The organism is Geodermatophilus sp. SYSU D01106 (assembly GCF_054049995.1).
Genome location: NZ_JBJGYM010000005.1, coordinates 83420 through 108600, shown reverse-complemented (window position 1 = coordinate 108600; position 25181 = coordinate 83420). Strand labels below are relative to the sequence as shown.

29 protein-coding genes are annotated in these 25181 nt (G+C 76.1%); 14 read left to right on the top strand and 15 right to left on the bottom strand.

Annotated elements, in window-relative coordinates:
• Positions 1-118: 118 nt before the first annotated feature.
• The 5 genes from ACI78R_RS07390 to ACI78R_RS07370 all read left to right on the top strand — a co-directional run bounded on the left by ACI78R_RS07390 (position 119) and on the right by ACI78R_RS07370 (position 5942).
• Positions 119-889, top strand: coding sequence for an alpha/beta fold hydrolase (locus ACI78R_RS07390; RefSeq protein WP_457040201.1), 771 nt, complete (start codon positions 119-121; stop codon positions 887-889).
• A gap of 10 nt (positions 890-899) precedes the next feature.
• Complete coding sequence (locus ACI78R_RS07385) at positions 900-3161, top strand: SpoIIE family protein phosphatase (protein ID WP_457040200.1); 2262 nt, start codon at positions 900-902, stop codon at positions 3159-3161.
• A 107-nt stretch (positions 3162-3268) separates the two neighbouring features.
• On the top strand, positions 3269-3562 hold the full coding sequence (locus ACI78R_RS07380) for a hypothetical protein (protein WP_457040199.1): 294 nt from the start codon (positions 3269-3271) through the stop codon (positions 3560-3562).
• A gap of 134 nt (positions 3563-3696) precedes the next feature.
• On the top strand, positions 3697-4866 hold the full coding sequence (locus ACI78R_RS07375) for an acyl-CoA dehydrogenase family protein (protein ID WP_457040198.1): 1170 nt from the start codon (positions 3697-3699) through the stop codon (positions 4864-4866).
• Positions 4866-5942 (top strand): acyl-CoA dehydrogenase family protein, encoded by a 1077-nt coding sequence (locus ACI78R_RS07370; protein ID WP_073420503.1) that lies wholly within the window; start codon positions 4866-4868, stop codon positions 5940-5942. Before ACI78R_RS07375 ends, ACI78R_RS07370 begins: the two co-directional genes overlap by 1 nt.
• A gap of 28 nt (positions 5943-5970) precedes the next feature.
• Here ACI78R_RS07370 and ACI78R_RS07365 read toward each other — a convergent pair whose 3' ends face one another.
• Together ACI78R_RS07365 and ACI78R_RS07360 are read right to left on the bottom strand one after the other, a co-directional pair.
• Entirely contained in the window at positions 5971-6591 is a 621-nt protein-coding gene (locus ACI78R_RS07365; RefSeq protein WP_073420501.1) for an antibiotic biosynthesis monooxygenase, read from the bottom strand.
• Positions 6592-6738: 147 nt separating this feature from the next.
• Positions 6739-7668, bottom strand: coding sequence for a DNA-3-methyladenine glycosylase family protein (locus tag ACI78R_RS07360; protein WP_457040197.1), 930 nt, complete (start codon positions 7666-7668; stop codon positions 6739-6741).
• Between the two features lie 2 nt (positions 7669-7670).
• Here ACI78R_RS07360 and ACI78R_RS07355 point away from each other — a divergent pair, with 2 nt between their 5' ends.
• From ACI78R_RS07355 to ACI78R_RS07330, 6 genes are all read left to right on the top strand, one after another.
• Positions 7671-8390 (top strand): type 1 glutamine amidotransferase, encoded by a 720-nt coding sequence (locus tag ACI78R_RS07355; RefSeq protein WP_457040196.1) that lies wholly within the window; start codon positions 7671-7673, stop codon positions 8388-8390.
• 22 nt (positions 8391-8412) lie between these two features.
• Positions 8413-9147 carry an alanyl-tRNA editing protein gene (locus tag ACI78R_RS07350; RefSeq protein WP_457040195.1) on the top strand — a complete coding sequence of 245 codons (735 nt, stop codon included), beginning with the start codon at positions 8413-8415 and terminating at the stop codon, positions 9145-9147.
• 51 nt (positions 9148-9198) lie between these two features.
• The gene (locus tag ACI78R_RS07345) at positions 9199-11424 is read left to right on the top strand and encodes a hypothetical protein (protein ID WP_457040194.1); all 2226 of its coding nucleotides are present in this window, start codon (positions 9199-9201) and stop codon (positions 11422-11424) included.
• 312 nt (positions 11425-11736) lie between these two features.
• A complete protein-coding gene (locus ACI78R_RS07340) occupies positions 11737-11904 on the top strand; it encodes a hypothetical protein (RefSeq protein WP_457040193.1) in 168 nt (55 codons plus the stop codon).
• A 51-nt stretch (positions 11905-11955) separates the two neighbouring features.
• A complete protein-coding gene (locus ACI78R_RS07335; RefSeq protein ID WP_457040192.1) occupies positions 11956-12204 on the top strand; it encodes a hypothetical protein in 249 nt (82 codons plus the stop codon).
• A 57-nt stretch (positions 12205-12261) separates the two neighbouring features.
• Positions 12262-12513, top strand: a complete 252-nt coding sequence (locus ACI78R_RS07330; protein ID WP_139252947.1) for a hypothetical protein — start codon at positions 12262-12264, stop codon at positions 12511-12513.
• A 19-nt stretch (positions 12514-12532) separates the two neighbouring features.
• Here the strand turns inward: ACI78R_RS07330 and ACI78R_RS07325 are convergent, their stop codons facing one another.
• Both ACI78R_RS07325 and ACI78R_RS07320 read right to left on the bottom strand, forming a co-directional pair.
• A complete protein-coding gene (locus tag ACI78R_RS07325; RefSeq protein ID WP_457040191.1) occupies positions 12533-13591 on the bottom strand; it encodes a glutathione S-transferase family protein in 1059 nt (352 codons plus the stop codon).
• 158 nt (positions 13592-13749) lie between these two features.
• A complete protein-coding gene (locus tag ACI78R_RS07320; RefSeq protein WP_457040190.1) occupies positions 13750-14172 on the bottom strand; it encodes a DUF1810 domain-containing protein in 423 nt (140 codons plus the stop codon).
• A 105-nt stretch (positions 14173-14277) separates the two neighbouring features.
• Between ACI78R_RS07320 and ACI78R_RS07315 the strand changes: the two genes are divergently transcribed.
• Complete coding sequence (locus ACI78R_RS07315; protein WP_457040189.1) at positions 14278-14727, top strand: hypothetical protein; 450 nt, start codon at positions 14278-14280, stop codon at positions 14725-14727.
• A gap of 7 nt (positions 14728-14734) precedes the next feature.
• Here ACI78R_RS07315 and ACI78R_RS07310 read toward each other — a convergent pair whose 3' ends face one another.
• The 4 genes from ACI78R_RS07310 to ACI78R_RS07295 all read right to left on the bottom strand — a co-directional run bounded on the left by ACI78R_RS07310 (position 14735) and on the right by ACI78R_RS07295 (position 18501).
• Complete coding sequence (locus ACI78R_RS07310) at positions 14735-16678, bottom strand: glycoside hydrolase family 15 protein (RefSeq protein WP_245794578.1); 1944 nt, start codon at positions 16676-16678, stop codon at positions 14735-14737.
• Positions 16679-16804: 126 nt separating this feature from the next.
• Positions 16805-17005 carry a hypothetical protein gene (locus tag ACI78R_RS07305; protein WP_457040188.1) on the bottom strand — a complete coding sequence of 67 codons (201 nt, stop codon included), beginning with the start codon at positions 17003-17005 and terminating at the stop codon, positions 16805-16807.
• Between the two features lie 59 nt (positions 17006-17064).
• On the bottom strand, positions 17065-17691 hold the full coding sequence (locus tag ACI78R_RS07300; RefSeq protein WP_457040187.1) for a DUF6308 family protein: 627 nt from the start codon (positions 17689-17691) through the stop codon (positions 17065-17067).
• 30 nt (positions 17692-17721) lie between these two features.
• On the bottom strand, positions 17722-18501 hold the full coding sequence (locus tag ACI78R_RS07295; protein WP_457040186.1) for a DUF6308 family protein: 780 nt from the start codon (positions 18499-18501) through the stop codon (positions 17722-17724).
• Positions 18502-18567: 66 nt separating this feature from the next.
• On the opposite strand from ACI78R_RS07295, the gene ACI78R_RS07290 reads away from it, so the two are divergent.
• The gene (locus tag ACI78R_RS07290) at positions 18568-19137 is read left to right on the top strand and encodes a TIGR03086 family metal-binding protein (protein ID WP_073420489.1); all 570 of its coding nucleotides are present in this window, start codon (positions 18568-18570) and stop codon (positions 19135-19137) included.
• Here ACI78R_RS07290 and ACI78R_RS07285 read toward each other — a convergent pair.
• The 4 genes from ACI78R_RS07285 to ACI78R_RS07270 all read right to left on the bottom strand — a co-directional run bounded on the left by ACI78R_RS07285 (position 19134) and on the right by ACI78R_RS07270 (position 22699).
• The gene (locus ACI78R_RS07285; RefSeq protein ID WP_457040185.1) at positions 19134-20150 is read right to left on the bottom strand and encodes a hypothetical protein; all 1017 of its coding nucleotides are present in this window, start codon (positions 20148-20150) and stop codon (positions 19134-19136) included. The genes ACI78R_RS07290 and ACI78R_RS07285 overlap by 4 nt on opposite strands.
• A gap of 51 nt (positions 20151-20201) precedes the next feature.
• A complete protein-coding gene (locus ACI78R_RS07280; RefSeq protein ID WP_457040184.1) occupies positions 20202-20738 on the bottom strand; it encodes a hypothetical protein in 537 nt (178 codons plus the stop codon).
• A gap of 353 nt (positions 20739-21091) precedes the next feature.
• A complete protein-coding gene (locus ACI78R_RS07275) occupies positions 21092-21679 on the bottom strand; it encodes a hypothetical protein (protein ID WP_457040183.1) in 588 nt (195 codons plus the stop codon).
• Between the two features lie 78 nt (positions 21680-21757).
• Positions 21758-22699, bottom strand: coding sequence for a YncE family protein (locus tag ACI78R_RS07270; protein WP_457040182.1), 942 nt, complete (start codon positions 22697-22699; stop codon positions 21758-21760).
• 223 nt (positions 22700-22922) lie between these two features.
• Between ACI78R_RS07270 and ACI78R_RS07265 the strand changes: the two genes are divergently transcribed.
• Positions 22923-23669 (top strand): enoyl-CoA hydratase/isomerase family protein, encoded by a 747-nt coding sequence (locus tag ACI78R_RS07265; RefSeq protein WP_457040181.1) that lies wholly within the window; start codon positions 22923-22925, stop codon positions 23667-23669.
• A 34-nt stretch (positions 23670-23703) separates the two neighbouring features.
• Here ACI78R_RS07265 and ACI78R_RS07260 read toward each other — a convergent pair whose 3' ends face one another.
• The 3 genes from ACI78R_RS07260 to ACI78R_RS07250 all read right to left on the bottom strand — a co-directional run bounded on the left by ACI78R_RS07260 (position 23704) and on the right by ACI78R_RS07250 (position 25165).
• Entirely contained in the window at positions 23704-24252 is a 549-nt protein-coding gene (locus ACI78R_RS07260) for a hypothetical protein (RefSeq protein ID WP_457040180.1), read from the bottom strand.
• A complete protein-coding gene (locus ACI78R_RS07255) occupies positions 24249-24704 on the bottom strand; it encodes a hypothetical protein (RefSeq protein ID WP_457040179.1) in 456 nt (151 codons plus the stop codon). Before ACI78R_RS07255 ends, ACI78R_RS07260 begins: the two co-directional genes overlap by 4 nt.
• 77 nt (positions 24705-24781) lie before the next feature.
• Positions 24782-25165: a very short patch repair endonuclease gene (locus tag ACI78R_RS07250; RefSeq protein ID WP_457040178.1), complete on the bottom strand. Its 384-nt coding sequence runs from the start codon at positions 25163-25165 to the stop codon at positions 24782-24784.
• Between the last annotated feature and the right edge of the window lie 16 nt (positions 25166-25181).

Here is a 25181-nt window from a genome sequence, read left to right as displayed (position 1 = left end):
CCGGCCGGGCACCCCGCTGACCTGCGGCCCCGCGCCGGTGTGGAACGGGACGGGGACACAGACGGCGGCGTCCGTTACGGTCGGTACGGTGAGCGTGATCACGCGGAACTGTGTGCGCGTGAGCGGCCCGCCGACCGGCCGGCCCATGCTGCTGGCACACGGCTTCGGCTGCGACCAGGCGATGTGGCGGGCCGTCGTCCCGCACTTCTCCGTCGACCACCGCGTGGTCACCTTCGACCACGTCGGCTCCGGCTCGTCCGACGTCGGCGCCTACGACCCGCGGCGCTACGCCTCACTCGACGGGTACGCCGACGACGTCGTCGAGATCTGCCGCGAGCTCGGCCTCTCCGACGTCGTGCTGGTCGGCCACTCGGTGAGCTCCATGATCGGCGTGCTCGCCGTCCGGCGGGCGCCGGAGCTGTTCGGGGCGCTGGTGATGGTCGGGCCGAGCCCGCGGTACGTCGACGACGAGGGCTACACCGGCGGGTTCAGCCGCGCCGACATCGCGGGCCTGCTGGACTCCCTCGACAGTGACCCGGACCTCTGGTCGGCGGCGCTGGCGCCGGTCGTCGCCGGGCCCGGCAACCCCGAGGTCGCCGCCGAGCTGCAGCAGAGCTTCTGCCGCACCGACCCCGGGGTGGCCCGCCAGTTCGCGCGGGTCACGTTCCTCTCCGACAACCGCGCCGACCTGCCCGCCGTCACCGTGCCCACGCTGGTGCTGCAGTGCACCGACGACACGATCGCGCCCGAGCCCGTCGGTCGGTACGTGCACGCGCACGTGCCCGGCAGCGTCTTCCACCAGCTGGCGGCCACCGGCCACTGCCCGCACCTGTCCGCGCCGGAGGAGACGGCGGCGGCGATCCGGACCTTCCTCCTCGCGGGGACCTGAGGGAGCGCCGGTGCAGGGGGAGCACGGGGCGGGCGGGCTGGCGCGGCTGCTGGAGGAGGACCCCGCCGACCTCTACGAGAACGCGCCCTGCGGGTACCTGTCGATGGTCCCGGACGGACGGGTCGTCAAGGTCAACGGCACGTTCTGCTCCTGGACCGGCCGGGCTCCCGACGACATCCGCGGCAGCCGGCTGCCCGACCTGCTCAGCGCGGGCGGGCGGGTCTACTACGAGACCCACCTCGCGCCGCTGCTGCGGCTGCAGGGCGCGGTGCGCGAGGTGGCCCTCGACGTCGTCCGCGCCGACGGGTCGGTGCTGCCGTGCCTGGTCAACGCCGTCGAGGTCCGCGACCCCGACGGGCGGCCGCTGCTCATCCGCGCCACCGTGTTCGAGGCCACCTCGCGGCGGCGCTACGAGCGGGCGCTGCTCGCCGCGCAACGGGCCGCCGAGGAGTCCGAGGGGCGCGCCCGCACGCTGCAGCAGGTGGTGTCCGAGCTCGCCGCCGCGGCCACGCCCGCGGACGTCGCCGACGTCGTCGTCCGCCGGGCCCGGCAGGCGGTGCAGGCCGGCGGCGCCGGGCTGTGGCTGGCGGCGGGCGGGCCGGGCCGCCCGGTCGAGGGCCGGCCGGTGCCGGTCCAGCTCGCCGCGGCCGACGGCCTGGGCCCCGAGCTGCTCGCCGCGATGGCGGAGGCCGCCGGCGCGGGGGCGGAGCTGGTGCGCACGGGCGGGGTGCGCACGGTGCCGCTGGGCCCGGGGCTGCGGGGGCGCTGGCCGCTGCTGGCGGAGCTGCTGGCGGAGGCCGGGCAGGAGGCGATCGTCGTCGTGCCGGTGTCGGCCACCGACGACCGGCACCTCGGGGCGCTCGTGCTCGTCCTCGGCGTCACCGACGACAGCGACCTCATCAGCCTCGCCGAGCCCGGCACGCGGGGGTCGCTCGCGCCCGCCGACGCCGACCTGCTGGCCACCCTCGGCCGCCAGGCCGGGCAGGCGCTTGAGCGGGTCCGGCTGCACGAGGAGACCGCCCGGCAGGCCACCCGCTCGGCGTTCCTGCTCGACGCCGCGCGGCTGATGGCCGCCGGCCACGGGGTCGCCGAGACCAGCGAGGGCCTCGCCCGGCTGGCGGTGGAGCGGCTGGCCGACATGTGCGTCATCGACCTGGTGACCGAGCACGGCCTGACCGAGCCGGTGGTCGCGCACGCCGACCCGACGCGCCGGTCGCTCATCGAGGAGCTGCGCGACGTGCACCTGCCGCGGCGCGACGGCTCCCACCCGAGCGTGCAGGCGATGGTCGGCCGCCGGACGGTGTGGCTGCGCGGCATCGACGAGGCGCTGCGAGCGCGGTTCACCTCCGGCCCCGGCCACCTGGCGATCTCGCGGGCGCTGGAGGTCACCGACCTCATCTGCGTGCCGCTGGTGGTCGACAACCGGCCGCTCGGGGTGATCACCCTGGGCAACGACGTCCGGCGCGGCTCGTTCACCGAGGCCGACGTCGACACCGCCGAGCAGCTGGCGCTGCAGATGGCGCAGGGCATGGAGGTCGCCGCGCGCTTCGAGCTGGAGTCGCGGACGTCGCACACGCTGCAGGCCAGCCTGCTGCCGCCGGCGCCCCCGCACCTGCCCGGCCTCGCGGTGGCGGCGCGCTACCTGCCGGGCAGCCGCGGCGCCGACGTCGGCGGCGACTTCCACGACGTCGTGCCGCTGCCCGAGGGCGACGTGGCGCTGGCCGTCGGCGACGTCGTCGGCCACGACGTCACCGCCGCCGCCACGATGGGCCAGCTGCGCAGCGTGCACCGCGCGCTGCTGGCCGAGCGGCCGGGCCCGGCCGAGCTGGTCGACCGGCTGCACGGCAGCTGGCCGCTGCTCGGCCTGCCGCGGATGGCCACCGCGTTGTTCGCCCGGCTCGACCCGGCCACCGGGGCGCTGCGGATCGCGTCGGCCGGGCACCTCCCGCCGCTGGTGGTCGCCGGCGGGCGGGCCGAGCTGCTCGACGTCGTCCCCGGCCGGCTGCTCGGCGCGCCGCCGGGCCCGGCGCCGGAGTGGACCGGCGTGCTGCTGCCCGGCGCCACCCTGGTGCTCTACACCGACGGGCTGGTGGAGAGCCGCACGGCCGACCTCGACGACGGCCTGGCCCGGCTGCGCACGGTCGCCGCCGACGCGGCCCGCGACGGCGGGGACGCCGACCCCGGCGTGCTGGCCGACCGGCTGCTCGCCGCGCTCACCGGGCCGCGCCGGGCCGACGACGTCGCGCTGCTGGCCCTGACCCGGTTGCCCTGACCCGGTTGCCCTGACCCGGCTGTCCTGACCGGTGGACGCCCGGTCCCCGCGGGCGGACCATCCCGGTAGCGCCGGTCGCGCCGGCGCCCACCCGCGAGGAGGCGGCCGTGGGACCTGAGCCGGGGGACCTGTCCGACGCGCTCGACGGCGCGGGCGCCGACCTGACCGTCTCCGGGGACGCGATGCGCTGGTCACCGGAGCGGTCCGGGGCCGAGCCGCCCGCGGCCTTCCCGGGGGCCGACGTCGCCGCCGGGATCGGGGAGTTCCTCGGCTTCGACCCGGCGACCGTCCGCCGGCTGGTGTCCGAGGCGGCCGGGCGGCTGGCGGTCGCCGCGGGCGACGCGGTCGCGGAGCTGCGGCGGCTCGCCGCCGACGCCTTCCCGGGCGACGACCGCTCCTGACCCGCGGGCGCGTCGGGTGCACGGCCGGATGCACTCGCGGGAGTGGGACATCCGACACCCCCGCCCGCGGGTGCGACACGTCGGTGACCTGTACAACCGACGGTGACCACTGCCACGCCGACGTGGGAGACCGCATGACCACCGACCAGCTCACCCTGGCGCCCGCGCCACCGTCCGAGGCCGCCGAGCGCGTGCGGCTCCAGGTGCGCCAGTTCCTCGCCGAGGAACTCGCCGCCGGCAGCTTCAGCACGCACGTCGACACCTGGCTGTCCGGCGTCGACCCGGAGTTCTCCCGCAAGCTCGGCGCCCGCGGCTGGCTCGGGATGACCTGGCCGAAGGAGTACGGCGGCCACGAGCGCACCGCGCAGGAGCGCTACGCCGTCACCGAGGAGCTGCTCGCCGCCGGCGCCCCGGTGGCCGCGCACTGGATCGCCGACCGGCAGTCCGGGCCGAACCTGCTGCGCTACGGCACCGAGGCGCAGCGCAAGGAGATCCTGCCGCGCATCGCCGCGGGGGAGTGCTACTTCGTCATCGGGATGAGCGAGCCCGACAGCGGCTCCGACCTCGCCTCCATCCGCACCCGGGCCACCCGCAACGCCGACGGCGACTTCGTCGTCAACGGCGCGAAGGTCTGGACGAGCAACGCCCACCACTCGCACTACGCGATCGTGCTGGTGCGCACCGGCCCGCCCGGGGAGGGCCCGCGCGGCAAGCACCAGGGCCTCACCCAGCTGCTGGTCGACCTGTCGCTGCCGGGGATCGCCATCAACCCGATCCGCATCCTCGACGGCGGCCACCACTTCAACGAGGTCGTGTTCAGCGACGTCGTCGTCCCCGGCGACATGCTGCTGGGCACCGAGGGCGCCGGCTGGCACCAGGTGACCGCGGAGCTCGCGTTCGAGCGATCGGGCCCCGAGCGGTTCCTGTCCACCTGGCCGCTGCTGGCGGAGTTCGGCCGCCGCGCCGCCGCCACGCAGGACCCGGCGCAGCTGGCCACGCTGGGCCGGCTGTCGTCACGGGCGCTGGCGCTGCGCCAGCTGTCGCTGCGCATCGCCGCGGCCCTGGACCGCGGGGAGCTGCCCGACATCCCGGCCGCGCTGGTCAAGGACGTGGGGACGACGTTCGAGCAGGACGTCGTCGACGAGGTGCGCCGGGTGGCCGACGTGCCGGCGTCGCTGGACAGCCCCGACCCGCTCGGGCGGGCGCTGGCCGAGGCGCAGCTGCACGCGCCGGGCTACACGCTGCGCGGCGGCACCAACGAGATCCTCAAGGGGATCGTGGCGCGAGGGCTGGGGCTGCGCTGATGGCATCCGACCAGGACCTGGTGGTCGAGACCGTCCGGGAGATCCTCCACGGGCACGAGCCGTTCGTGCTCACCGCCGAGCGGTCGTGGGACGAGGGCCTGTGGGCCGCCCTGGCCGACGCCGGGCTGACCGGCGTCGGGCTGCCCGAGGAGGCCGGCGGCTCCGGCGGGGAGCTCGCCGACGCCGTCGCGGTCGTGCGCACCCTGGCCGCCGGGGCCGGCGCCGTGCCGGTGGCCGAGCAGCTGCTCGTCGCCGGGCCCGCGCTCGTGGCCGCCGACCTCGACCTGCCCTCGCCCGACGAGCCGCTGACCGTGGCGTTCGAGGGCACGGTGGCCGCGGAGCCCTCCGACGACGGCGACGGCCCCGGTCGGTTCGTCCTCACCGGCACCGCCACCGACGTCCCGTGGGCCGGCGTCGCGCGGCACGTCGCGGTGCTCGCCACCCCGCCGGCCGGCATCGAGGGCGCGGTGCTCGCCGTCGTCGACGCCTCGGGACTGACGGCGTCGCGTGCGGTCAACCTCGCCGGGGAGCCGCGCGGCTCGCTCGTGCTCGACGGCGTCGGCGTGCCCGGCGCGCTGCTGGACCCGGCGCGGGCCGCCCAGCTGCGTGCCCGCTACGCCCTGGCCCGCGCGGTGCAGATCTCCGCGGCGCTGCAGCAGGTGCTCGCCTGGACGGTGCAGTACGCCGGCGAGCGGGTGCAGTTCGGCCGGCCGCTGGGCAAGTTCCAGGCGATCCAGATGGAGCTCGCGCAGATGGCCGGCGAGGTCACCGCTACCGCCGCGCTCGTCGACGCCGCCGTCCAGGCCCTCGGCCGCGGCGAGGAGACCCTGCCGCTGGCCGCCGCGGCCGCCAAGGTGCGGGCCGGCGAGGCGGTGGAGCGGGTGGCCAAGCTCGCCCACCAGGTGCACGGCGCGATCGGGTTCACCCAGGAGCACCGGCTGCACCACCTCACCCGGCGCTGCTGGTCGTGGCGCGACGAGGCCGGCTCCGAGCTGACCTGGTCCCGCACGCTCGGTGCCGCGCTGGTGGCGGCCGGCCCCGACGACGTCTGGCCGGCCTTCACCGCCGTCGTCTAGGGCCGTCCTCCCGCGTGCCCGGGACGGGTCACACCGTCTCGGGCACGCGCAGGTGGGCGAGGACGAGGTCGAACTCGTCGGCGTCGATGATCGCGACCTTCATGAGGCGGGCGAAGTCGTCACGGCTGGCGCGCGCGTGGGTGCGGCTGGCCTCCATGCAGTCGCGGTCCTCGAACACCACCGCGGAGGCGGCCAGGCCCTCCTCGCGGTCGAGGAACAGGCTCACGCTGCAGAACCCGGGGTAGTCCTCCATGCGCGGCACCATCACCGAGCGGTAGGCGTCGAGCACCCGGTCGACGGCGGCCGGCTCCATGCGGAACCACGTCACCCGGCAGCCGGCGCCCGACGGCGACTCGGAGCGGCGGTGCATGACCGCGACCTCCCAGTCGTGCACCTCGGGCGGGCCGCCGAACACCGACGCGGCGCGCTCGCGCAGCCCGCGGACGGCGTCGGCGCTGCTGCGCATCGCGGCGAGGTCGCGCCAGGAGGAGGTGACGATGCACCGGCCGGTCGCCCGGTCGGCCAGCATCGACATCCCCATGCAGCCGGGCATCGCGGTGATCGCGGGCATGACCTCGTCGCAGACGTGGGCGATGCCGTCGTCGATGGTGGCGGGCGCACCGGTGAGCGTGGTCGAGCGTGCGTACATGCCGTCCTCCTGTCACAGACGGCGGCGCCCGCGCGGCACCGCCGCCCGGTCAGCGTGCTCGCTCTCGCCGATCACCGGGAGCGCCTGTGCGACGCGCCCGGGACGTCCGTGACCCACCGTGCACCGGCTGGTGCGGTGTGCAGTGGCTCACAGCCGGGTGATGTCCTCGCTGCGTCCGCGCGGCCCGTGGCGCGGGGGCCTCCGCCCGCTGGCCATGACCAGCCCGAGCACCCGGTAGCGGTGCGGGCGGTGCGGCTCCAGCAGCTCGAGCATCGCGGCGTCGTCGGCCCGCCTGCGGCCCGCGAGCACCCACGCCACGAGGGAGGGGATGCCGCTGTCGCCGGGGATGACGGCGTCGCGGTCGCCCCAGGTCAGCGCGGCCAGGCAGCCGGTGGTCCACGGGCCGACGCCCGGCACGCTGCGCAGCGCCGCCGTCCCCGCGGCGACGTCGCCGTCGGCGAGGTCCTGGTGCCGGGCCAGCGCGACGGCGGCGGTGACGAGCGTCTGCGCCCGCCGCCGCTCCAGGCCGGTGAGGTGCAGCCTCGGCGTCGACAGCCGGCCGACGACCTCCGGCGCGGGCGGCACCCACAGGCCCGGGACGCCGGGCGCGGGGGAGCCGTGCGCGCTGACCAGGCGGCGCCACTGGTCGGCGGCGTCGGCGCGGCTGACCCGCTGCTGCACGACCAGGCAGGCCAGGTCGTGCCAGAGCGTGCCGGTGCGGGCGATGCGCCGGCGGCGGTGCCGGCGCCAGAGGTCGCGCAGCGGTGGCGTGGCGGGGTCGAAGCCGGTCACGTCGTCCTCGCAGCCGAGCAGCCGGGGCGCGCGCTCGAGCAGCCAGCCGGCGCCGTCGCCGTGCGCCTCGACCCGCGCGCTGCCGCCGTCCCAGGTGACGACGACGGTGCCGGGGCCCTCCGGCGTCCAGGTGGCGCGCTCGAACCGGCTCGCCCCGACCCGCACCGTCGGGTCGCCGGGCAGCCAGGCGACCGCGCCCAGGGTGGCCGCGAGGTCGACGTCGCCGGTGGGGACGGTCCGCACCGTCGTCGGTCCGGGCTCCTCGGGCACCTGCCGATACTGCACCCGTGACGACCGCTCTCGTCCTCGTCCACGACGCCGATCCCTCCCGCGGGCACCGCCTCGTGGGCACGCTCCGCCCGGCGCTGGAGGTCCAGGGGCTGGAGGTCGTCGTCGGCACGACCGTCGGACCCTCGCCCCTGATGACCGAGCTGCCCGACCCGGCGGCGCTGCGCACGGTGGTGGTCATGGGGTCCGGTGCGGCCGCCTACGACGACACCGTCCCGTGGCTGGCCGGCGAGCTCGCGTACCTGCGCTGGGCGGTCGCCGTCGGGACGCCGGTGCTCGGCGTCTGCTTCGGCGGGCAGGCGCTGTCGCGGGTGCTCGGCGGGGTGGTGGCGCAGGCGCCGGCCGGCGAGCACGGCTTCCTCGACGTCGAGACCGCCGACCCCGCGCTGGTCCCGGCCGGGCCGTGGTTCGAGTACCACGGCGACCGGTTCACCGTGCCGCCCGGCGCGGTGGAGGTGGCCCGGACCGGGCGCGCGGTGCAGGCGTTCGTCTCCGGCCCGCACCTGGGCGTGCAGTTCCACCCGGAGATCGACCCCGGCGCCTTCTCGGCGTGGGAGGAGACCTGGGAGCTCACCGGCCCGCCGCCGCCGGAGGCCGCCGCGCTGGTGCCCGCGCTGCGGCGGGAGATCGCCGAGCGGGCGCCGGAGTCGGCCGCGGCCTGCGCCCGGCTGGTGGAGGCGTTCCTCGCCCGCGCGGAGGAGCTCCGCCCGGCCGCCTGAGCGTTCGGCAGGATGCCGTCCCGTGAGCGCTGACCTGCACGGGCACACCCACCGCCTCGACCTCGACGACGCCACCGTCCGGGAGTGGGACGCCACCGTCGTCGCCGCCGACCCCGAGCAGGGGATCGTGCTCGACCGGTCGGCGTTCTACCCCGGCGGCGGCGGGCAGCCGCCGGACGAGGGCGTGCTGCTGTGGGGCGGGGTGCGCACCCGGATCGCCGGTACGCGCAAGGGCGACGAGCTGTACCTCGTCCCGGTCGAGGGCGACCCGCTGCCGCCGCCCGGGACGACCGTGCGCGGGGCCCTCGACGACGAGCGGCGCACCGCGCTCATGCGCACCCACTCGGGGCTGCACGTGCTCACCGGCGTCGTGCTGCGCGACTTCGGCGCGAAGGTCACCGGCGGCAACATGGAGCCGCTGACCGCGCGGATGGACTTCGACCTGCCCGAGGTGCCGGCCGACTTCCGCGACCGCATCGCCGAGGCGGTGAACGCCGAGATCGCCGCCGACCGGCGCATCGAGGTGCGCACGCTGCCCCGCGCGGAGGCCTACGCCATCCCGGACCTCATCCGCACCGCGACCGACCTGCTGCCGCCCGACATCGAGCAGGTGCGGATCGTCGACATCGTGGGCCTGGACCTGCAGGCCGACGGCGGTACGCACGTGGCCTCGACGGCGATGGTCGGCCGGGTCGAGGTGGTGAAGCTGGAGAACAAGGGGCGCGGGTTCCGGCGGCTCCGGATCCGGATCGTCTGAGATCTGCGTGATCGACGAGCGGACGGACCCGGACGGATCTAATCTCCGTCCGTGGCGAGGACCGGCTCGGCACCGGCGGCGCAGACCGCCCATGCGTGGCTCAGGCGAGCGCTGTTGCTCGCCGGCCTCGTCGCGTGCCTGTACGCGGTCCTGCTCGCCGTCTCCGACTCCCGGGCGCGGGCCGAGGACCCGCCGGCCCCGGTCGGCGGGGTGCTCGGGGGAGTGGCCGAGGCCGTGACCGAGCCGGCCGCCGAGGTCGACGCTCCGGTGGTCGAGGAGGTCGCGCAGCCGGTCGTCGACGCGGTGACCGAGCCGGTGACGGATGTTGTCGCTCCGGTCGTCGAGGCCGTGGCCGACGTTCCCGCGGAAACGCTGCAGCCGGTCGTCGAGACCGTCGAGCCGGTCGTCGACGCGGTGACCGAGCCGGTCGCGGAGGTGGCTGCGCCGGTCGTGGAGGCTGTCGCCGAGCCGGTCGCGGAGGAGTCGGCGCCGGTCGTCGAGGCCGTCGCCGACGTTCCCGCGGGGACGGCGCAGCTGGTGGAGCCGGCCGCGCCGATCGTCGGCGCCGTGACCGAGCCGGTGACCGAGGTGGTCGCGCCGGTCGTCGAGGAGGTCGTGCCTCCCGTCGTCGAGCCGGTGACCGACGTGGTCGAGACCGTCGTCGAGCCGGTCGGCGGCGTTCCCGCGGGAACGCCTGCGCCCGTGACCGACGTGGTGGCTCCGGTGGTCGAGGCCGTCGTTCCGCCGGTCACCGAGGTGGTGGCCCCGGTCGTCGAGGCCGTCGTTCCGCCGGTCACCGAGGTGGTGGCCCCGGTCGTCGAGGCCGTCGTTCCGCCGGTCACCGAGGTGGTGGCCCCGGTCGTCGAGAGCGTGACCGAGCCGGTCACCGAGGTCGTCACGCCGGCTGTCGGGACCGTCGTGCCACCGGCTGTCGAGGCCGTCCTCCCGCCAGTGGTCGAGGTCGTGGCGCCGGTGGTCGACGCAGCAGTGCCGCCGGTCCTCGAGCCGGTCACCGGCGTCGTGGTGCCGGTGGTCGAGGTCGTACCTCCGGTGGTGCAGCCGGTGACCGCGGTCGTTTCGCCTGTCCTCAAGCCGGTCGGGGCGCCGGTTGCCCGCGGCGTCACGCCCGTGGTCGACGCCGTCGTCAAGCCGGTGCTCCGCGGTGTCGTGCCGCCCGTGGCCCGCGTCGTGGTCCCCGTCGTCGACACCGTCATGCCGCCGGTGGTCGAGGTCGTCACGCCCGGGGTGCCCCCGGTGGTCGAGGTCGTCACGCCTGTGGTCGACGCCATCGTGCCGCCGGTGACCGAAGTTGTGGCGCCGGTGGTGGACACCGTCATGCCGCCGGTGGTCGAGGTGCTCGTGCCGGTCGTCGACGAGGTCGTGGCACCGGTGGTCGATCCCGTGGTGCCGCCCGTGGCCGAGGTCGTCACGCCGGTGGTGGACGCCGTGGTACCGCCGGTGATCGAGGTCCTCGTGCCGGTCGTCGACGAGGTCGTCGGGCCGGTCATCGAGGTCCTTCCCCCAGTGGTGGACGCCGTCGTGCCGCCGGTGGTCGACGCCGTCGTCCCGCCGGCGGTCGAGGTGCCGGCCCCGGGCGTCGGGACGGTCGCGCAGCCCGCGCTCAGCCCCGTCGAAAAGGCGGTCGCGACGCCCGGGCTCGCACCCGCCGTCGCGCCGGTGCTCGAGGTCGCGGCTCCCGTCGCCCCCGTCGCGCCGCTGGTCGTCGAGGTCGCTGCTCCGGTGCTGCGGCCGGTGACGGTCCCGGTCGCCGAACCGGTCACCACGGCCGGGACGCCCGCCGTCCAGCCCGTCGCCACCACGGTGCCCACGGCCACCACGGCCACGGCGGCCACCGCACCGACCCCGGCCGCCACCGTCGTCATCACGACGTCGACGGTGGCCGCTCCGGCAGCCTCTCTGCCCGTCCCGACCGACGTGCGCACGGTCGCCGTCCGCTCGATCGCCGAGGCCGTCGCCCCGCTCACCGCGGACCTAACCGCGCCGGCGGCCCCGCAGCCGGTTGGGAACCACCGCACCCCGGCACCGGCGCCACTCCCGCTGCCGACCCTGCCCGCCGGTGACACCGGCACCATGCCGCCCGTCGCGCCCAGCGCGCCGTCGGGCTCCTCGCAGTCCTCGTCCGGTGGGCCCGCGGCGGTTGCCGCCGTCCTCTCGGCGGGGCTCCCGGCACCGGGCGCCTTCGAGCTCCTCGTGCCCGCGCCGGCCCCGGCGGTCGCGTCGGCCTACCTGCGCGACCCCTCCTTCTCGCCCGACTGACCTCCTCGCCAGGCGCGCTCCAGCCGCCGGCCGGGTCCGGGTCCTGCCCGCACCACATCGCCGCGCTGGGCGCTGCCTCCCGGGTGTGACCCCGTCCTGGCCTCCGGCTGGGCCGGGGCCACCGGGCGGGGAGGTATCGGGGCTGGGGGTTCCACGCACGGCCGCGCCGTCGGGGCACCCCTGACCTCCCCGCCCGATCCTCAGGCCGACGGAGGCGGTGGGTGCACCGCCGCCTCCGTCGACCTCTCGGCGGACACGTCGGCGACGTCGACAGGCCACCCGTTCGACACGGAGATGTGCTGTCATGACGTCATGACGACTCGTCCGATCCTGGTCCCACGACGGGAGGACGCGACGGTCGTCGAGGTCCACGGCTCCCGGTTCCTGCTCGAGTGGCTCGACCTCGGGACCCTCGCGCACGCCGCGCTCGACCGGCCCCGCGACGAGCTGCCCGAGCCGGAGGCCCCGGCCGCCGCCTGACCGCGCGGGAGATCCCCCCGCACCGCGGACCCATCGGGCACAGTGCCGCCCATGACGGTCGTCCTGGTCGTGATCGCCCTCACGGTCGCCTTCTCCTTCGCTGTCGGCGCGCTGACCAACCGCCTCCGCGCGCCCCACCACCGGCCGCGCCACCGCAGCAGCGGCGGTGGCGACGGCGGCACGTGGTACGGCGGTGACGGCTACGACGGCGGCTCGCACTCGCATTCCGACAGCGGCTGGGGCGGCGGCGACGGCGGTGGCGGCGGGGACGGCGGCGGAGGCGGTGGCGGCGGCGACTGAGCGCCGCCGAGCCGGAGGTCCCTGGCGCGCACGAGCCGGATGCGGGACCGTTCCGCCATGACGGCAGTCGTGGTGATCGCCGCGGTGGCGGTGGTCCTCCTCCTGGCACTGGCACAGCAGCGCAACCGCGTCCGCGCCGAGCGGCGGGGCGGCTCCTGGGACGCCGCCGGCGGCTACGGCGTCGGCCGCGGCCACTCCGGCCGCTACCTGGCGGGCGGCGCCGCCGGCTACACCGCCGCCGACGGCGGCGGTGGTGGCTTCGACGCCGGCGGTGGTGGCGGGGGAGGGGACGGCGGAGGCGGCTGCTGACCGCCCCCGCCGACCGGGCTCAGGACTGCCGCTCCTCGTCGGGGCGGTGGCCGATCCCGCCCGGGCCGTGCGACTCCGGCACCTCCTCGCCGGGGGCCACCGGGCCGGGCGGCGTCCCGTCGCCGAACGGTGAGCCGCCGAGCTCCTCGCGCCCGTGCGGGGTCAGCCAGTTGCGGGTGTCGGGCCCCATCGGGATGACCTGCGTCGGGTTGATGTCGGCGTGCACCACGTAGTAGTGCTCCTTGATCTGCGGGAAGTCGGTGGTGTCCCCGAACCCCGGCGTCTGGAACAGGTCGCGCGCGTAGCCCCACAGCGCCGGCATCTCGGAGAGCTTCTGCCGGTTGGCCTTGAAGTGGCCGTGGTAGACGGCGTCGAAGCGGGCCAGCGTGGTGAACAGCCGGACGTCGGCCTCGGTGATCGTGTCGCCCATGAGGTAGCGCTGCGTCGTCAGCCGCTCCTCGAGCCAGTCCAGCGCCGTCCACAGCCGCTCGTAGGCCGCGTCGTAGGCGTCCTGCGAGCCGGCGAACCCGCACCGGTACACGCCGTTGTTGACCTCCGTGTAGACGCGCTTCATGACGGCGTCCATCTCGTCCCGCAGGTGCTCGGGGTAGAGGTCGGGGGCGCCGTCGCGGTGGTGCGCCGTCCACTGGGTGGAGAAGTCGAGCGTCATCTGCATGAAGTCGTTGGTGACGACGGCCTTCGTCGGGACGTCGACCATCGCCGGGACCGTGATGCCGCGCGGGTACTCCGGGTCGCGGGCGAAGAAGGCCTCCTGCAGCCGCTCGTAGCCCAGCACGGGGTCGCGGCCGCCGGGGTCGAGGTCGAAGGTCCAGCTGCGCTCGTCGTGCGTGGGGCCGCAGATGCCCATCGAGAAGGCCTGCTCCAGCCCGAGCAGCCGGCGCACGATCGCCGCGCGGTTGGCCCAGGGGCACGCCCGCGCGATGACCAGCCGGTACCGGCCGGCCTCCACGGGCCATGGGCTCGACCCGTCGGCAGTGATCCGGTCGGTGATGTAGTTCGTGTCGCGGCTGTACTCCTGGCCGCTGGTGACGTACCCGGATCCGCTGTTGTCGCTCACGTGATCAAGGGTCGCCGACCCGGGGCGCGACCGCCCGCCGGACGGTCGCGATCCGCAACTCACCCGCAACGTCCGGTTGCGCCAGCGGAAGCACAGGTGTCCGGAGCGGAGTCGTGCTCTACCCACGGAGGCGGGGCAGAGCACGACTGGCTCCAGGACTACAGCCGCGACGTCGTCGCCCCGTCCTCCTCGCCGCCGAAGTACTGGTCCAGCACGGTTCGGAAGACCGGCTGCGCCGGGTCGGCGCGGGCGAACAGCGTCATCGACGAGCGCAGCTTCTGCGCGTCGACGGAACCGAGGACGGCGGCGGCGTCCGTGCCGGGCAGGTCGGTGAGCGCCTGCGCCGCCTCGACCAGGCGCTCGCCGAGCACGGGGTGCGCCAGGTAGGCGCGCGCCTCGTCGAGCCCGCTGATCGCGTAGCGCTGCGCGGTCGCGCTGCGGCCCAGGCCCTCGACCTGCGGGAACACGAACCACATCCAGTGGCTGGTCTTGTGCCCGGCGCGCAGCTCGGTGAGCGCCTGGGCCCAGGTGTCGGTCTGGGCGTCGACGAAGCGGGACAGCCGGTACGGGTCGTCGGTCACGACCGGCAGCATCGCCCACTCCGCGGACGGGGGCCCGACGGGCGCGGGCGGACGGCGGCGCTCACCATGGTCCCCGGCACACGCGACGGAAGGGAGGGCCACCGGATGCAGCACGACGACCCGGTGTGGACGGCGTGGTCGGAGGCCGCCGCCCTCGCCGCCGCGGCCCTGGACCGCGCCGACGAGACCTGGCGCCGGGCGTGGGTGGACGCGGTCGCGGCCGCGGTGCCCGCCTCCGCGATGGCGCCGGCGCGGCCGTGGCAGCTGCGCGCCCGCCGCCGGGCGCACCTGCAGCGCGCCGCCGTTTTCGGCGTCGACCCGCTGCGCGACCCGGTGCCCGCCTGGTCGCGGGCGGTCGACATGGCGCGCATCCGCGCGGCGCTGGCCACCGAGCGGCCGGCCGGTCCCGTCGGGCTGGCCGAGCTGCCGTCGCTGCGGCTGCCCGAGGTCGCGGTGCGCGGCCTGCCCGTCCCGCTCGACGCCGCGGCCGCCGACCTCGCCGAGCGGGTGCGCATCTGGGACGCCGAGGTCCGCGCGGTGCTGGCCGGGGTCTGAGCCGGTCCTAGCGGGTCTCCGCCGGGTCGTCGTCGGTGCCGACCGTGATCGCGGCGTTGATCAGCGCCAGGTGGGTGAGCGCCTGGGGGAGGTTGCCCAGCCAGTCGCCGGTGGCCGGGTCGAGCACCTCGGGCAGCAGGCCGACGTCGTTCGCCGTCGTCATCAGCTCGTCCATGAGCGCGTACGCCTCCTCGCGCCGGCCGCAGAGCGCGAGCGCCGAGACGGTCCAGAACGAGCACGGCAGGAAGACGCCCTCGACGTCGGACGCGCCGGTGAAGCGGTACAGGTGCGGGCCGGCGCCGAGCTCGCGGCGCAGCGCGTCCAGTGTCGAGCTCATCCGCTCGCCGCGGTCGAAGCCGCTGATCGCGTGCAGCACGATCGAGGCGTCCAGCGCGTCCGAGCCCGGGTACCAGACGTAGGCGCCGCGCTCGGCGTCCCACGCGTTCTCGTCCACCCACGCAGCGATCCGCTCGGCCTCGTGTGCCCACCGCGCCGGGTCGCCGGGGATCTGCCCGCGCTCGGCGAGCTCCACGGCCTTGGTCAGCGCCTGCCAGCAGCCGAGCTTCGACGTCGTGTAGTGGCGCAGCTCCGGCAGCTCCCACATGCCGGAGTCGCGCACCTGCCAGCGGTCGCAGGCGAGGTCGGCGATGCCGGCGAGCATCCGGCCGGTCCCGGCGTCGAGCACGTGCCCGTTCTCCACGTACAGCGACACGATGCCGAAGACGTCGCCGAAGACGCCGAGCTGCAGCTGGTCGGCCGCGGCGTTGCCCACCCGCACCGGGCCGATGCCGCGCCAGCCGGGCACGTCGGCCACGGTGACGCCGTCGCTGCGGCCGCCGTCGACGGTGTAGCAGACCCGCGGCTCGGGCCCGTGCCGGCGCATCACCGACAGCAGCCAGCTCATCGCGCCGTGGGTCTCCTCGCGCAGGCCGAACCGGATGAGTGCCACGAGGGCATAGGCGGAGTCGCGCACCCAGGCGTAGCGGTAGTCCCAGGTGCGCCCGCCGGCCGGGCCTTCGGGCAGCGACGTCGTCGGCGCGGCGACGATCGCGCCGGTCGAGGCGTGGATGAGCTGCTTGAGGATGAGCGTGCTGCGGCGGACGGCGTCGGCCCACGGCCCCTTCCACTCGAAGGCGTCCATCCACGCGCCCCAGCGGTCGACGGTGCGGTCGATGCCGGCGTCGATGGCCTCCGGCGGCGGGAGGAACAGCGGCTCGTCCTCGGTGCCGACGACGGCGAGCAGGTGCCGCGAGCCCGCGTGCGTGGTGAAGGTGACGTCGATGCGGCGGTCGGCGGCGGTCACGTCGTCGGCGGCCAGCGTGCGGACGGCGAGGGTCAGGCCGGCCACCCGCAGCACTGGACCGTGCGTGGTGTCGTGCACCCACGGGCTGACGGTGTTCAGGCAGGTGCCCGGGCGGACGGTGCCGCGCATCGTCACCGATCCCTCGAGCCCCTCGACCCGGCGGGCCAGCTCGACCCAGGGCAGCCGGCCGGCGATGCCGGTGTTGAGCGCGTCGGTGACCCGGACCCGGCCGGTGGGCGTGGTGAACGTCGTGGCCAGGACGTTCGAGTCGCCGACGTACGCGCGGGCGACGGTGAACTCGCCGTCGGGGCACAGCTCCAGGCAGCCGCCGTTGTCGGTGTCGAGCAGCGCGCCGAACACCGGGGCGCCGTCGAGCTCGGGCAGCGGCAGCCAGTCGATCCGGCCGTCGCGGGCGACCAGCGCGAGGGTGCGGCCGTCGCCGATCGAGGCGTAGGTGCGCAGGTCGGCGTAGCCGAGGTCGTCGCGCTCGGTCACCGGTGCCTCGCGGCCGTCGCCCCAGCGCAGGCTCTCGACGCGCACGGCGCCGGGTCGGGGCACCTCGGTGCGGGCCGGGTCGACGCCGGCGGACTCGTCGACGCCGGTGACGCCGGGCATCGGGCGGGAGGCGGAGCGCGCGGTGCCGGTCACGGGCTGTGGCTGCCCGTCGTGCGCCGGGGTGAATCCCGGGTGCCGGCGGTGGCCTACGTGTTGATCATCGGATGTGTGCCGCTCGCTCCGGCGTGTCCGCGCGTGTCGGCGGCACGCAGCCGATGATCAACTGGCGAGGCGGTGCTGCGTCCCCTCGCGGAGGCGCTGCGCGGCGTCCCGCAGCGAGGTGACGTTGCTCCGCGCGGGCGTCGTCCGCTGCACCCAGGCCTCGCGCGGCGGGAGGACGTCGCGGCACCACCGCTCGCAGTCGGCCAGCAGGTGGCCGGTGGAGATCGAGCGGGACATGCGGTCGAGCGGGGGGTGCACGGGCGTCCTTCCGGAGGGGTCCTCCTGTCCATCGGCAGGCCGGACCCCGACCGGCACCCTCAGGCCGCGGGCAGCCGCAGCCCGGCGCAGCGGACGCGCAGGTGCTCGCGGTGGTGCCGCATCCAGACGAGGTCCTGCAGAGCGCGCAGGTCCCCCGTCGTGACGAGCCCGGCCGCCCGCCGGACCGCGGTCACCCGCCCGGCGAGTTCGCCGTCCTCCCCGAACGCGCCCAGCACCCAGTCCCACCCGTCGCCGGTCACGTCGAGCGCGCACCACACGACCGGGTCGGGCACCGGCACGAGCAGGGGCCGCTTGCGCGCGAGCAGCGTGCCGGCGGCGCGCAGGCCCGCGCGCTCCGCCAGCAGGTCCCGCGCGACGTCCAGCGGCGAGCCCGGCTCGAGCAGAACTGCCGCGAGCGGGTCGCTCGGCACGACGTCGTCCGGGGCCAGGGCGAGGCAGTCGGCGACGTCGAGGCCGAGGTCGCCTTCCAGCAGGTCGAGCGCGACGTCGCCCGGCACGGTCACGCCCACGAGCCCGACGGCGACCAGGTCGTCGGCCGTGACGCGCCCGGGGTCGCGGGCGCCGAGCCACTCGAAGCGCCGGCCGGGGTAGAACGGCGCGTCGTGCCGGCGCAGGTCCTCGACCGCGTGCGGGTCGTCGACGAGGGGGAGCAGATCGACGGGCATGGCGGCACGGTGCCGCGGGGGTCCGACGGTTCAGGCGGGCAGCAGCGCGTCCAGGCCCTGCTCGGAGTCGGCGGCCAGCGCCCGGCCGACGGCGACCGCGTGCGTCATCCGCAGCGACCCGGACAGCCACAGCAGCACGTCGTGCAGGCGCAGCCGGGTGAGCGGGCGGCCGATGAGCGCCGCCGTCGCCGTCTCCAGGGAGGCGAACGCGCCGGCGTTGGCGGTGAGCTCGCGGTGGACGACGGCCTCCGGTCCGCTGTCGCCCTCGCTCACGTGGCCGTAGAGCTGGCGCCGCGTGACGCCGTCGACCAGCGGCACCAGCCCCGGGTACCGCGAGTGCAGCGCGGCGACCACGTGCCGGGCGCCCGGCGAGCCGGTGAGCGTGCGCAGCGCCGCGCCGACGGTGCCAGGCTCGCCGAGCACGGAGAACTCGTCGTCGGGCAGCTCCCACATCGGGCGGCCGTTGGCTCGGTCGAGCATCGTGCGGACCAGCGGCCAGACGTCGTCGAGGGTGCTGCGCACCTCCCGCCAGGCGGCCGGGTCGAGGCGGCCGTGCAGGCCCTCGGCGACGAGGACGTCGCGGTCGGTGGGCCGGTCGGCGGTCTCGGGCGCCTGGCCGTCGAAGCGGTCGAGGGCGTAGGCGAGCACCTCAACCCAGCGTCCCTGCGGCTGGCTGGGGGAGCGGAAGAACAGCGGCCGGCGGCCGCGCGCGTACCCGAGGACGGCGGCCAGCGCGGTCGGCAGCGGGATCGGGTCGGGTCCGGCGCTGGGCAGCACCAGGACGGCGTCGCTCCCTCGTCCCGCGGTCACGGCTGTCCTTCTTACTCCGTTCCCGCGACGGCGATGAGTCCCGGCGCGCCGTCCGGTCTGCCGTCCATGACCTTCGACCTGGGACCGGCCGCGGCGACGACGGCGGGGGTGGTCGCCGGCATCCGCGACGAGCAACTCGACGCCCCCACGCCCTGCGCCGGCACCTCCGTCGCGGGCCTCCTCGGTCACCTCGCCGGGCTGGCGTACGCGTTCCGGATGGCCGCGGCGAAGACGCCGGTCGAGGGCGCCGCGTCGGTCGACCCGGCGCATCTGCCCGCCGACTGGCGCACCCGCATCCCCGCCGAGCTCGACGCGCTGGCCGCCGCCTGGCGCGACCCGGCCGCGTGGGAGGGGATGACGGCGGCCGGCGGCGTGGAGATGCCGGGCGACGTCACCGCCGTCGTCGCGCTGGACGAGGTGGTCGTGCACGGCTGGGACCTCGCCGTCGCCACCGGACAGCCCTACGACGTCGACCTAGCGGCGGCCGACGCGTGCCGGGAGTTCGCCGAGTCCTTCGGCGACGACCGCCCGCCGAGCCTGTACGGGCCGGTCGTGCCGGTGCCCGCCGGCGCGCCCGCGCTCGACCGCCTGCTGGGCGCCACCGGCCGCGACCCGGGCTGGAAGCCGCCGGCCTAGCCGAGGCGCCAGAGGGTGGGCTCGCCGCGGCAGTCGGCGACCACCGCGCCGCCGCCCTCGTCGTCGAGGTCCGCCCCGGCGACCGACCCGCTGTCGCACAGCTCCACCTCTCCGGTCACCTCCCCGGAGGCCAGGTCGACGGTGCGCTCGAGCACCCGCGGCACCTCGGCGTCGGACACGGTGTCGACGAGCGTGGCGGTGCTCCCGTCGACGGCGATCGCGGCGGGCAGGTCGCCGTCGACGGTGGTGACCACCTCGGCGCCGCGGGTGATGCGCAGCTCGCCGCGGCTGCCGGCGGTCGCGTACACCTCGCCGCCTGCCACGGTCAGCGGTCCCGCGGACCCGTTGCCGAGCGGCGTCGCGCCCACGACGGCCGCCGCGGCGTCGACCGTGGTGACGGCGGCCGCCGGCCCGTCCTCGGTGGCGACGACCGCGCCGCCGTCGCCGGTCGGCTGCAGGTCGCGCGGGGTGCCGGGCAGCGTGGCGGTACCGCGGACGGCGCCGGTCGCCGGGTCGACGGCGACCACCCGCGCGGTGCCGGTGATGCCGCCGAGCGCGAGGTGCAGCGAGTCGGTGCCGCCGGCGACGTGGACGGCCGCGACGTCGGCGGCGCCGATCGTGCCGACCGGCTGGACCTCGCCGGCGCCCTGCGGGCCGACGGCGACCAGGGCTACGCGCCCCGCGGCCGTGCCGACGACGACCACGCCGTCGCCGGTGGCCGCGATGCGGGTGAGGCCGGGCCGCTCGGCGTCGAGGCCGGGCACGGGGACGGCGGTGGCCGTGCCGTCGGCGGCGACGTCGGCGAGGGTGAGCGGGCCGCCCGGCGGGGCGAGCAGGACGACCGACCGCCCGTCGGGGAGGGAGGCGACCCCGAGGACGCCGGCGTCGGCCCCGGCGACGTCTCCCAGCGGGATCGGGTCCGGGCCCTGGCTGCTGGCGGCGTCCGCGGCGACCGGGCCGCCGCAGCCGGTGAGCAGGACGGCAGCCACCAGGAGCGCAGGTGAGCGGCGCACCCGCCGGAGTCTGGCCGGGCCGTTCCGGTGCGACAAGGAGTCGCGGCGCGGTCAGTCGTAGGGGTTCGTGAGCACGGCGGCGGCCTCGACCACGGAGAAGGTGACCGGTGGGCCGTCGGTCGTGGTCGTGCCGGGGACGTCGGCCGGCGCGCTGCCGTCGACGGTGAACGTGGCGCCCCAGGTGACGGTGAGCGACGCGGTGTAGGTGCCGGAGCGGTAGAGGTGCTCGGTGGCCTGGCCGGGGTAGGCGCGGCCGGGGTCGGTGGTGGTGAGCGTCGGGCGGGTGGGGTCGCCGGTGTGCCAGTCGTAGCGCTCCGCCTCGGCGACGATGACGACGTCGAAGCCGCGGATGTCGACGGTGAAGGTCTGCGTGGAGGGGGTGTCGGTCCAGAAGACGACGGGGAGGCCGGCGAGCCCGCGGCCCGGCGGCGCCTGGGAGGTGGCGAGCTGGGGGAGCGGGAGGCGCTGGAAGTACTGGAACACCTCCTCCGGCGACGGCGGCGGGTTCAGCGCGGTGATGTCGATGCAAGCCGTGCGCAGTGTCTCCCACCGTCCGAGCAGGTCTCCCGGGACTGCGCCCGGAGTCACCGGGACGACGGCCGTGCCGTCCGGACGCACGACTGGGCGCTGCTGCACGGACAGGTACCGGACGACCTGGCCGGGATCGGCCGGGCAGTCCTGAAAGTCGATGGCCGTACAGGCGCCCTCGCGTTCATCAGTGAGTGCGCAGGGACGGATCAGACGCCAGACGTAGTCGACTGCAGCCGCCCCGCCACCGCTGATCAGTTGACTGACAGCCCCACCCGAGTACTCGACGGTTGCCGCTCCGCTCTCTAGGCCGGTCTCCGGGCAGCGGCTCCACCCGCAGTCCGCCGCAGCAGGTGCTACCCCGAGCAGGGCTATGAACAGGGCGAGCAACACACAGATCGGACCGCGGGTCCTCATCCGAGGTTGAAGCCCAGAACGAGCCAGCTGTCGAGGTCCGGCGCCCAGACGAGGTCAATGCCGGACCCAAGGTCATCCTCCGCCGGAGGTCCGACCTCGACCACGCCACCGGTGGCATCCGTCTTCGACACGGCCGCGATGTCAGCCGCGAAGGAGACGAGGGCGCCATCCCCCTCGAGCAGCGGCTCGGCTACGGCACCGACGGCCACCTCGCCGCCGGCGTAACGCTGACCGGCTGATGCTGTTTCGTCGTATGCATTGGCGATGCGCAGGCACTCGTCGCAATCCGGCCCGAGGTCGCGTAGCGGCTGGCCAGCCGGGATCGCCTGCTGCCGGTTGAGCAGGTCGATCCAGTAGCGGAGGAAGGCCTCGGCGCCCGCGGCGTCCTGCGTGCGGGCCTCGGGCGGGACGGGGAAGTCGGGCGGGCCGACCACCGGCAGCGACTCGGTGGTGGTCGCGGGCGCCGACGTCGTCGGCAGGCTCTCGCTCGGTGCCTCGGCCTCCGCGGAGCAGGCCGACAGCAGCGCCGTCGCGAGGGTCAGCGCCGCGGCAGCGAGGCGCGTCCGTCGTCCGGGATTCCGCACGATCGCGGACGATAACCAGCCGGACGCCCTCCGCGCGGTAGCCCTGGGGACAACCCACCCGAACGGCTGCCCGGCCTCCTACGAGACGACGAACGCGGTCGACGACGGCGCGTCGCTGCTGATGCACGAGCCGACGACGACCAGTGCCTCCTTGCCCAGCGCGACGCGGCCGAAGGTGCCCTGGCCGCCGCACAGCCGGACGTCGCCGAGTTGCTCGCCGCTGTCGAGGTCGAGGGTGATGACGCCGGAGGTGACCTCGAACCCGGCCACCGGCAGGTAGGCGACCCGGCCGTCGGGGGAGACCGCGAGGTCGGGCGGGGTGCGGTCGGTGCCGGGGATGGCGTGCGACGCGGTCACCTCGCCGTCCTCGACCACCACGATGCGGAACGGCTCGTCGCCGCCGGCGCTGAGCGTGACGACGGCGGTGCCGTCCCCGGCGAGCCGTAGGCCGAACGGGACGCTCGCCGGCTGGTCGGGCGCGAGCTCGACGCGGGCGGTCTCGCGGAGCCGGTCGTCCCAGGTGGCCAGCGCGGCGACGTCGGCCAGGTCGGGCGCGCGGGCGTCGCTGAGCAGCGCGGTGACGCCGTCGTCGGAGGCGGCGAGATCCCGCACGGTGAGACCGTCGTCGAGGTCGGTGGTGCCGGCGGTCTCGCCGGTGGCCGGGTCGACGGCGGCGACGCTGCGCTCGTCGGCGAGGTAGAGGCGGCGGCCGTCGCGGGAGAGCGCGGCGGCGGTCGCGTCGACGTCGAGCGGGACGACGTCGGGCCCGCCGCCGGGCGGGACCCGCGTGAGCGTGCCCGGGCCGACGACGAGCGCGGTGCCGTCGGGCGCGACGAGCAGGTGCTGCCCGCCGTCGACCCGCCGCACCTCGTCGACGCCGTCGGCGTCTACCGGCGCCAGGTAGGTGACCGCCGGATCGGCGGTGTCGGCGAGCAGGGCGAGCGCGCCGTCCGGGCCGGCCGCCAGGTCGAGGACGTCGACGCCCGCGGGGGAGACGGCGTCCAGGTCGATGGTCACCACGTCGGAGAAGCTGCGCGGCGGCGGGGTGGGATTGCCGTCGACGCCCGTGCACCCGCTGAGGGCCAAAAGCGCGACAAAGGCTGTTCGGCGGGACGGCATGCGGGCTCCGGGGTCGGGGCCCGAGTGTGGAACCGGGCCGCTCGGGGCGGCAACCGGACGCCGTGGTCTGATGCCCCGGCAGGCCCGGCACCGGTGCCGAGGCCCCGTATCCGGAGGTGCACTGGTGGCTGACGCCGAGGTCCTGCTCGAGGTCGACGGCGGCGTGGCGGTGGTGACGCTCAACGCGCCCGACCGCCGCAACGCGCTGACGCCGGCGATGGCGTCCGAGCTCATCGACGTCTTCGACCAGGTGGACGCCCGGCCCGAGGTCGGCGCGCTGGTGCTCCGCGCGGTGGGCAAGTCGTTCTGCGCGGGCGGCGACGTCGCCACGCTGACCAACGCAGGCAAGGACCCGGCGGCGCCGGACGCCTACGACGGCATGGGCCGCATCTACGACTCCTTCTACCGGCTCGGCCAGGTCAAGGTCCCCACGATCGCCGCGGTGCGCGGGTCCGCCGTCGGCGCCGGGATGAACATGCTGCTGGCGGCCGACCTGCGGATCGTCGCGAACGACGTCCGGCTGCTGGCCGGCTTCCTCAAGCGCGGCCTGCACCCCGGCGGCGGCCACTTCGTCATCCTGTCGCGGCTGATCGGCCGCGAGGCCGCCGCGGCGATGGCCCTCTTCGGCGAGGAGATCAACGGGGCCAAGGCCGTGGAACTCGGGCTGGCGTGGGAGTCGGTGGACGACGCAGCCGTCGAGGACCGCGCCCTCGAGTTGGCCCGCCGGGTGGCCGCCGACCCCGAGCTCGCCCGCGTGGCCGTGGGCAACTTCCGCAAGGAGGTCGTCAACGGCGCGGTGAGCTGGGAGGTCGCCACCCAGTTCGAGCGCCCGGCGCAGATGTGGTCGATGCGCCGGTCGTCCCAGGGCTGATCCGGGCAGCGGGGCGACGGTCGGGCGTCTCCGGTCAGGCCTCCGACCCGGGCGGGCTGCAGACGGCGAAGCCGCCCTCCTCCTCCACGACCACGAGCCGGAGGGGGTACATGCCGCTGTCCTCCGGCAGGTAGTACTCGACCACGTACGCCGGCGGCACGGTGTCCGGCATCGGGCGAGCACGTCCGGCGACGACGGTGAGGCCCGGCGTCACGCCGTCCGAGGTGGCGATCGCCGTCTCCTTGAGTTCGATCCAGCGCTCGACGGAGCCCAGCGCCTGCCGTTCGGACGTGCAGAGGAGGTCCCACGACGCGGACCAGTCCGCGCGCCCCTCGGCAGCGGCGAAGAGCTCCACCGCCTCCTGTGGCGTGGCCGGTCCGGTGTCGACGGCCCGCCAGCCGATCACCCCACCCACGGCCGACGCGACCGTGAGCGCTGCCGCGCCGACCAGGAGCCACCGGCGTCTCCGTCGCCCGACAGCGGGCGGGGGCTCGACGGTGGCGTCGACCACCCAGTCGCGGGGACCGGGTGTCCAGCGCGGGAGGTCGTCCCGGGCGGGCGCCTCGCCGGGCTGCGCCGTCACCGGGCACCGTCCTCGGCGGGCGCGAACCGGTCGAGGAAGTACCGGACGTCGGTGAGCGGCTCGACCCGTCCGCCGGCGGCCAGGTGGAGGCTCCAGCAGGTGCCGAGCGCGTCGTCGAGGACGTCGCGGAAGGCGTCGGCCCACGCGCGGTCGTCGGCGGTGACACCCGGACGCCCGGGGCGGCACAGCGCCATCGCCAGGAGGACCTCGCTGCCGCCGGCCGGCGCGGCGACGTCCTCGTGGAGGGCGAGCAGCTCGGCGACCAGCCGGTGGCGGGGCCGGGCCGGCACGTCCTCGACGGGGACGAGGAACGGTGTCTGCCGGCCGTCCGGGGTCAGCCAGCTGAGCCAGATGCTGCGGGAGGCGAACAGCGGCGGCGCGAGGAGGTCGGCCCAGCGGTTGGTGAGCTCGAGAGCGGACCGCACGGGGTCGGTGGGCATCGGGATCGTCATGCCGGTCACCGTGGCAGCCCGGGAGGCCCTCCCACGGAGTTGTCCACAGGTCCACCGGGACGACGGGGCTCTGGGGGTCACCGGTCCCGGCGGCGCTCGGCCACCACGGCGGCGATCCGCGCGACGACGTCGTCCGGTGCCTGGTGCTCCCAGAAGCGGAGCACCGTCCACCCGAGCCCATCGAGCTGTGCGGTCGCCGCTGCATCCCGTGCACGGTTGCCGGCCAGCTTGCGCACCCACCACCCGGAGTTGGCGGTCGGGAGGTGCAGGTGCTCGGGGCACCCGTGCCAGAAGCAGCCGTCGATGTAGACGGCGATGCGGAGGCGGGTGAAGGCGATGTCGATGGTTCGCCGTCGCTGTCCGGGGATCCGGTACGCGACGCGGTAGCGGTGTCCGGCCGCGTGCAGTCGTCGGCGCACCGCCAGCTCCGGCCCGTTGTCCCGCTTGGCCACTCGCCGCATGCGCTCGGCGATGGCC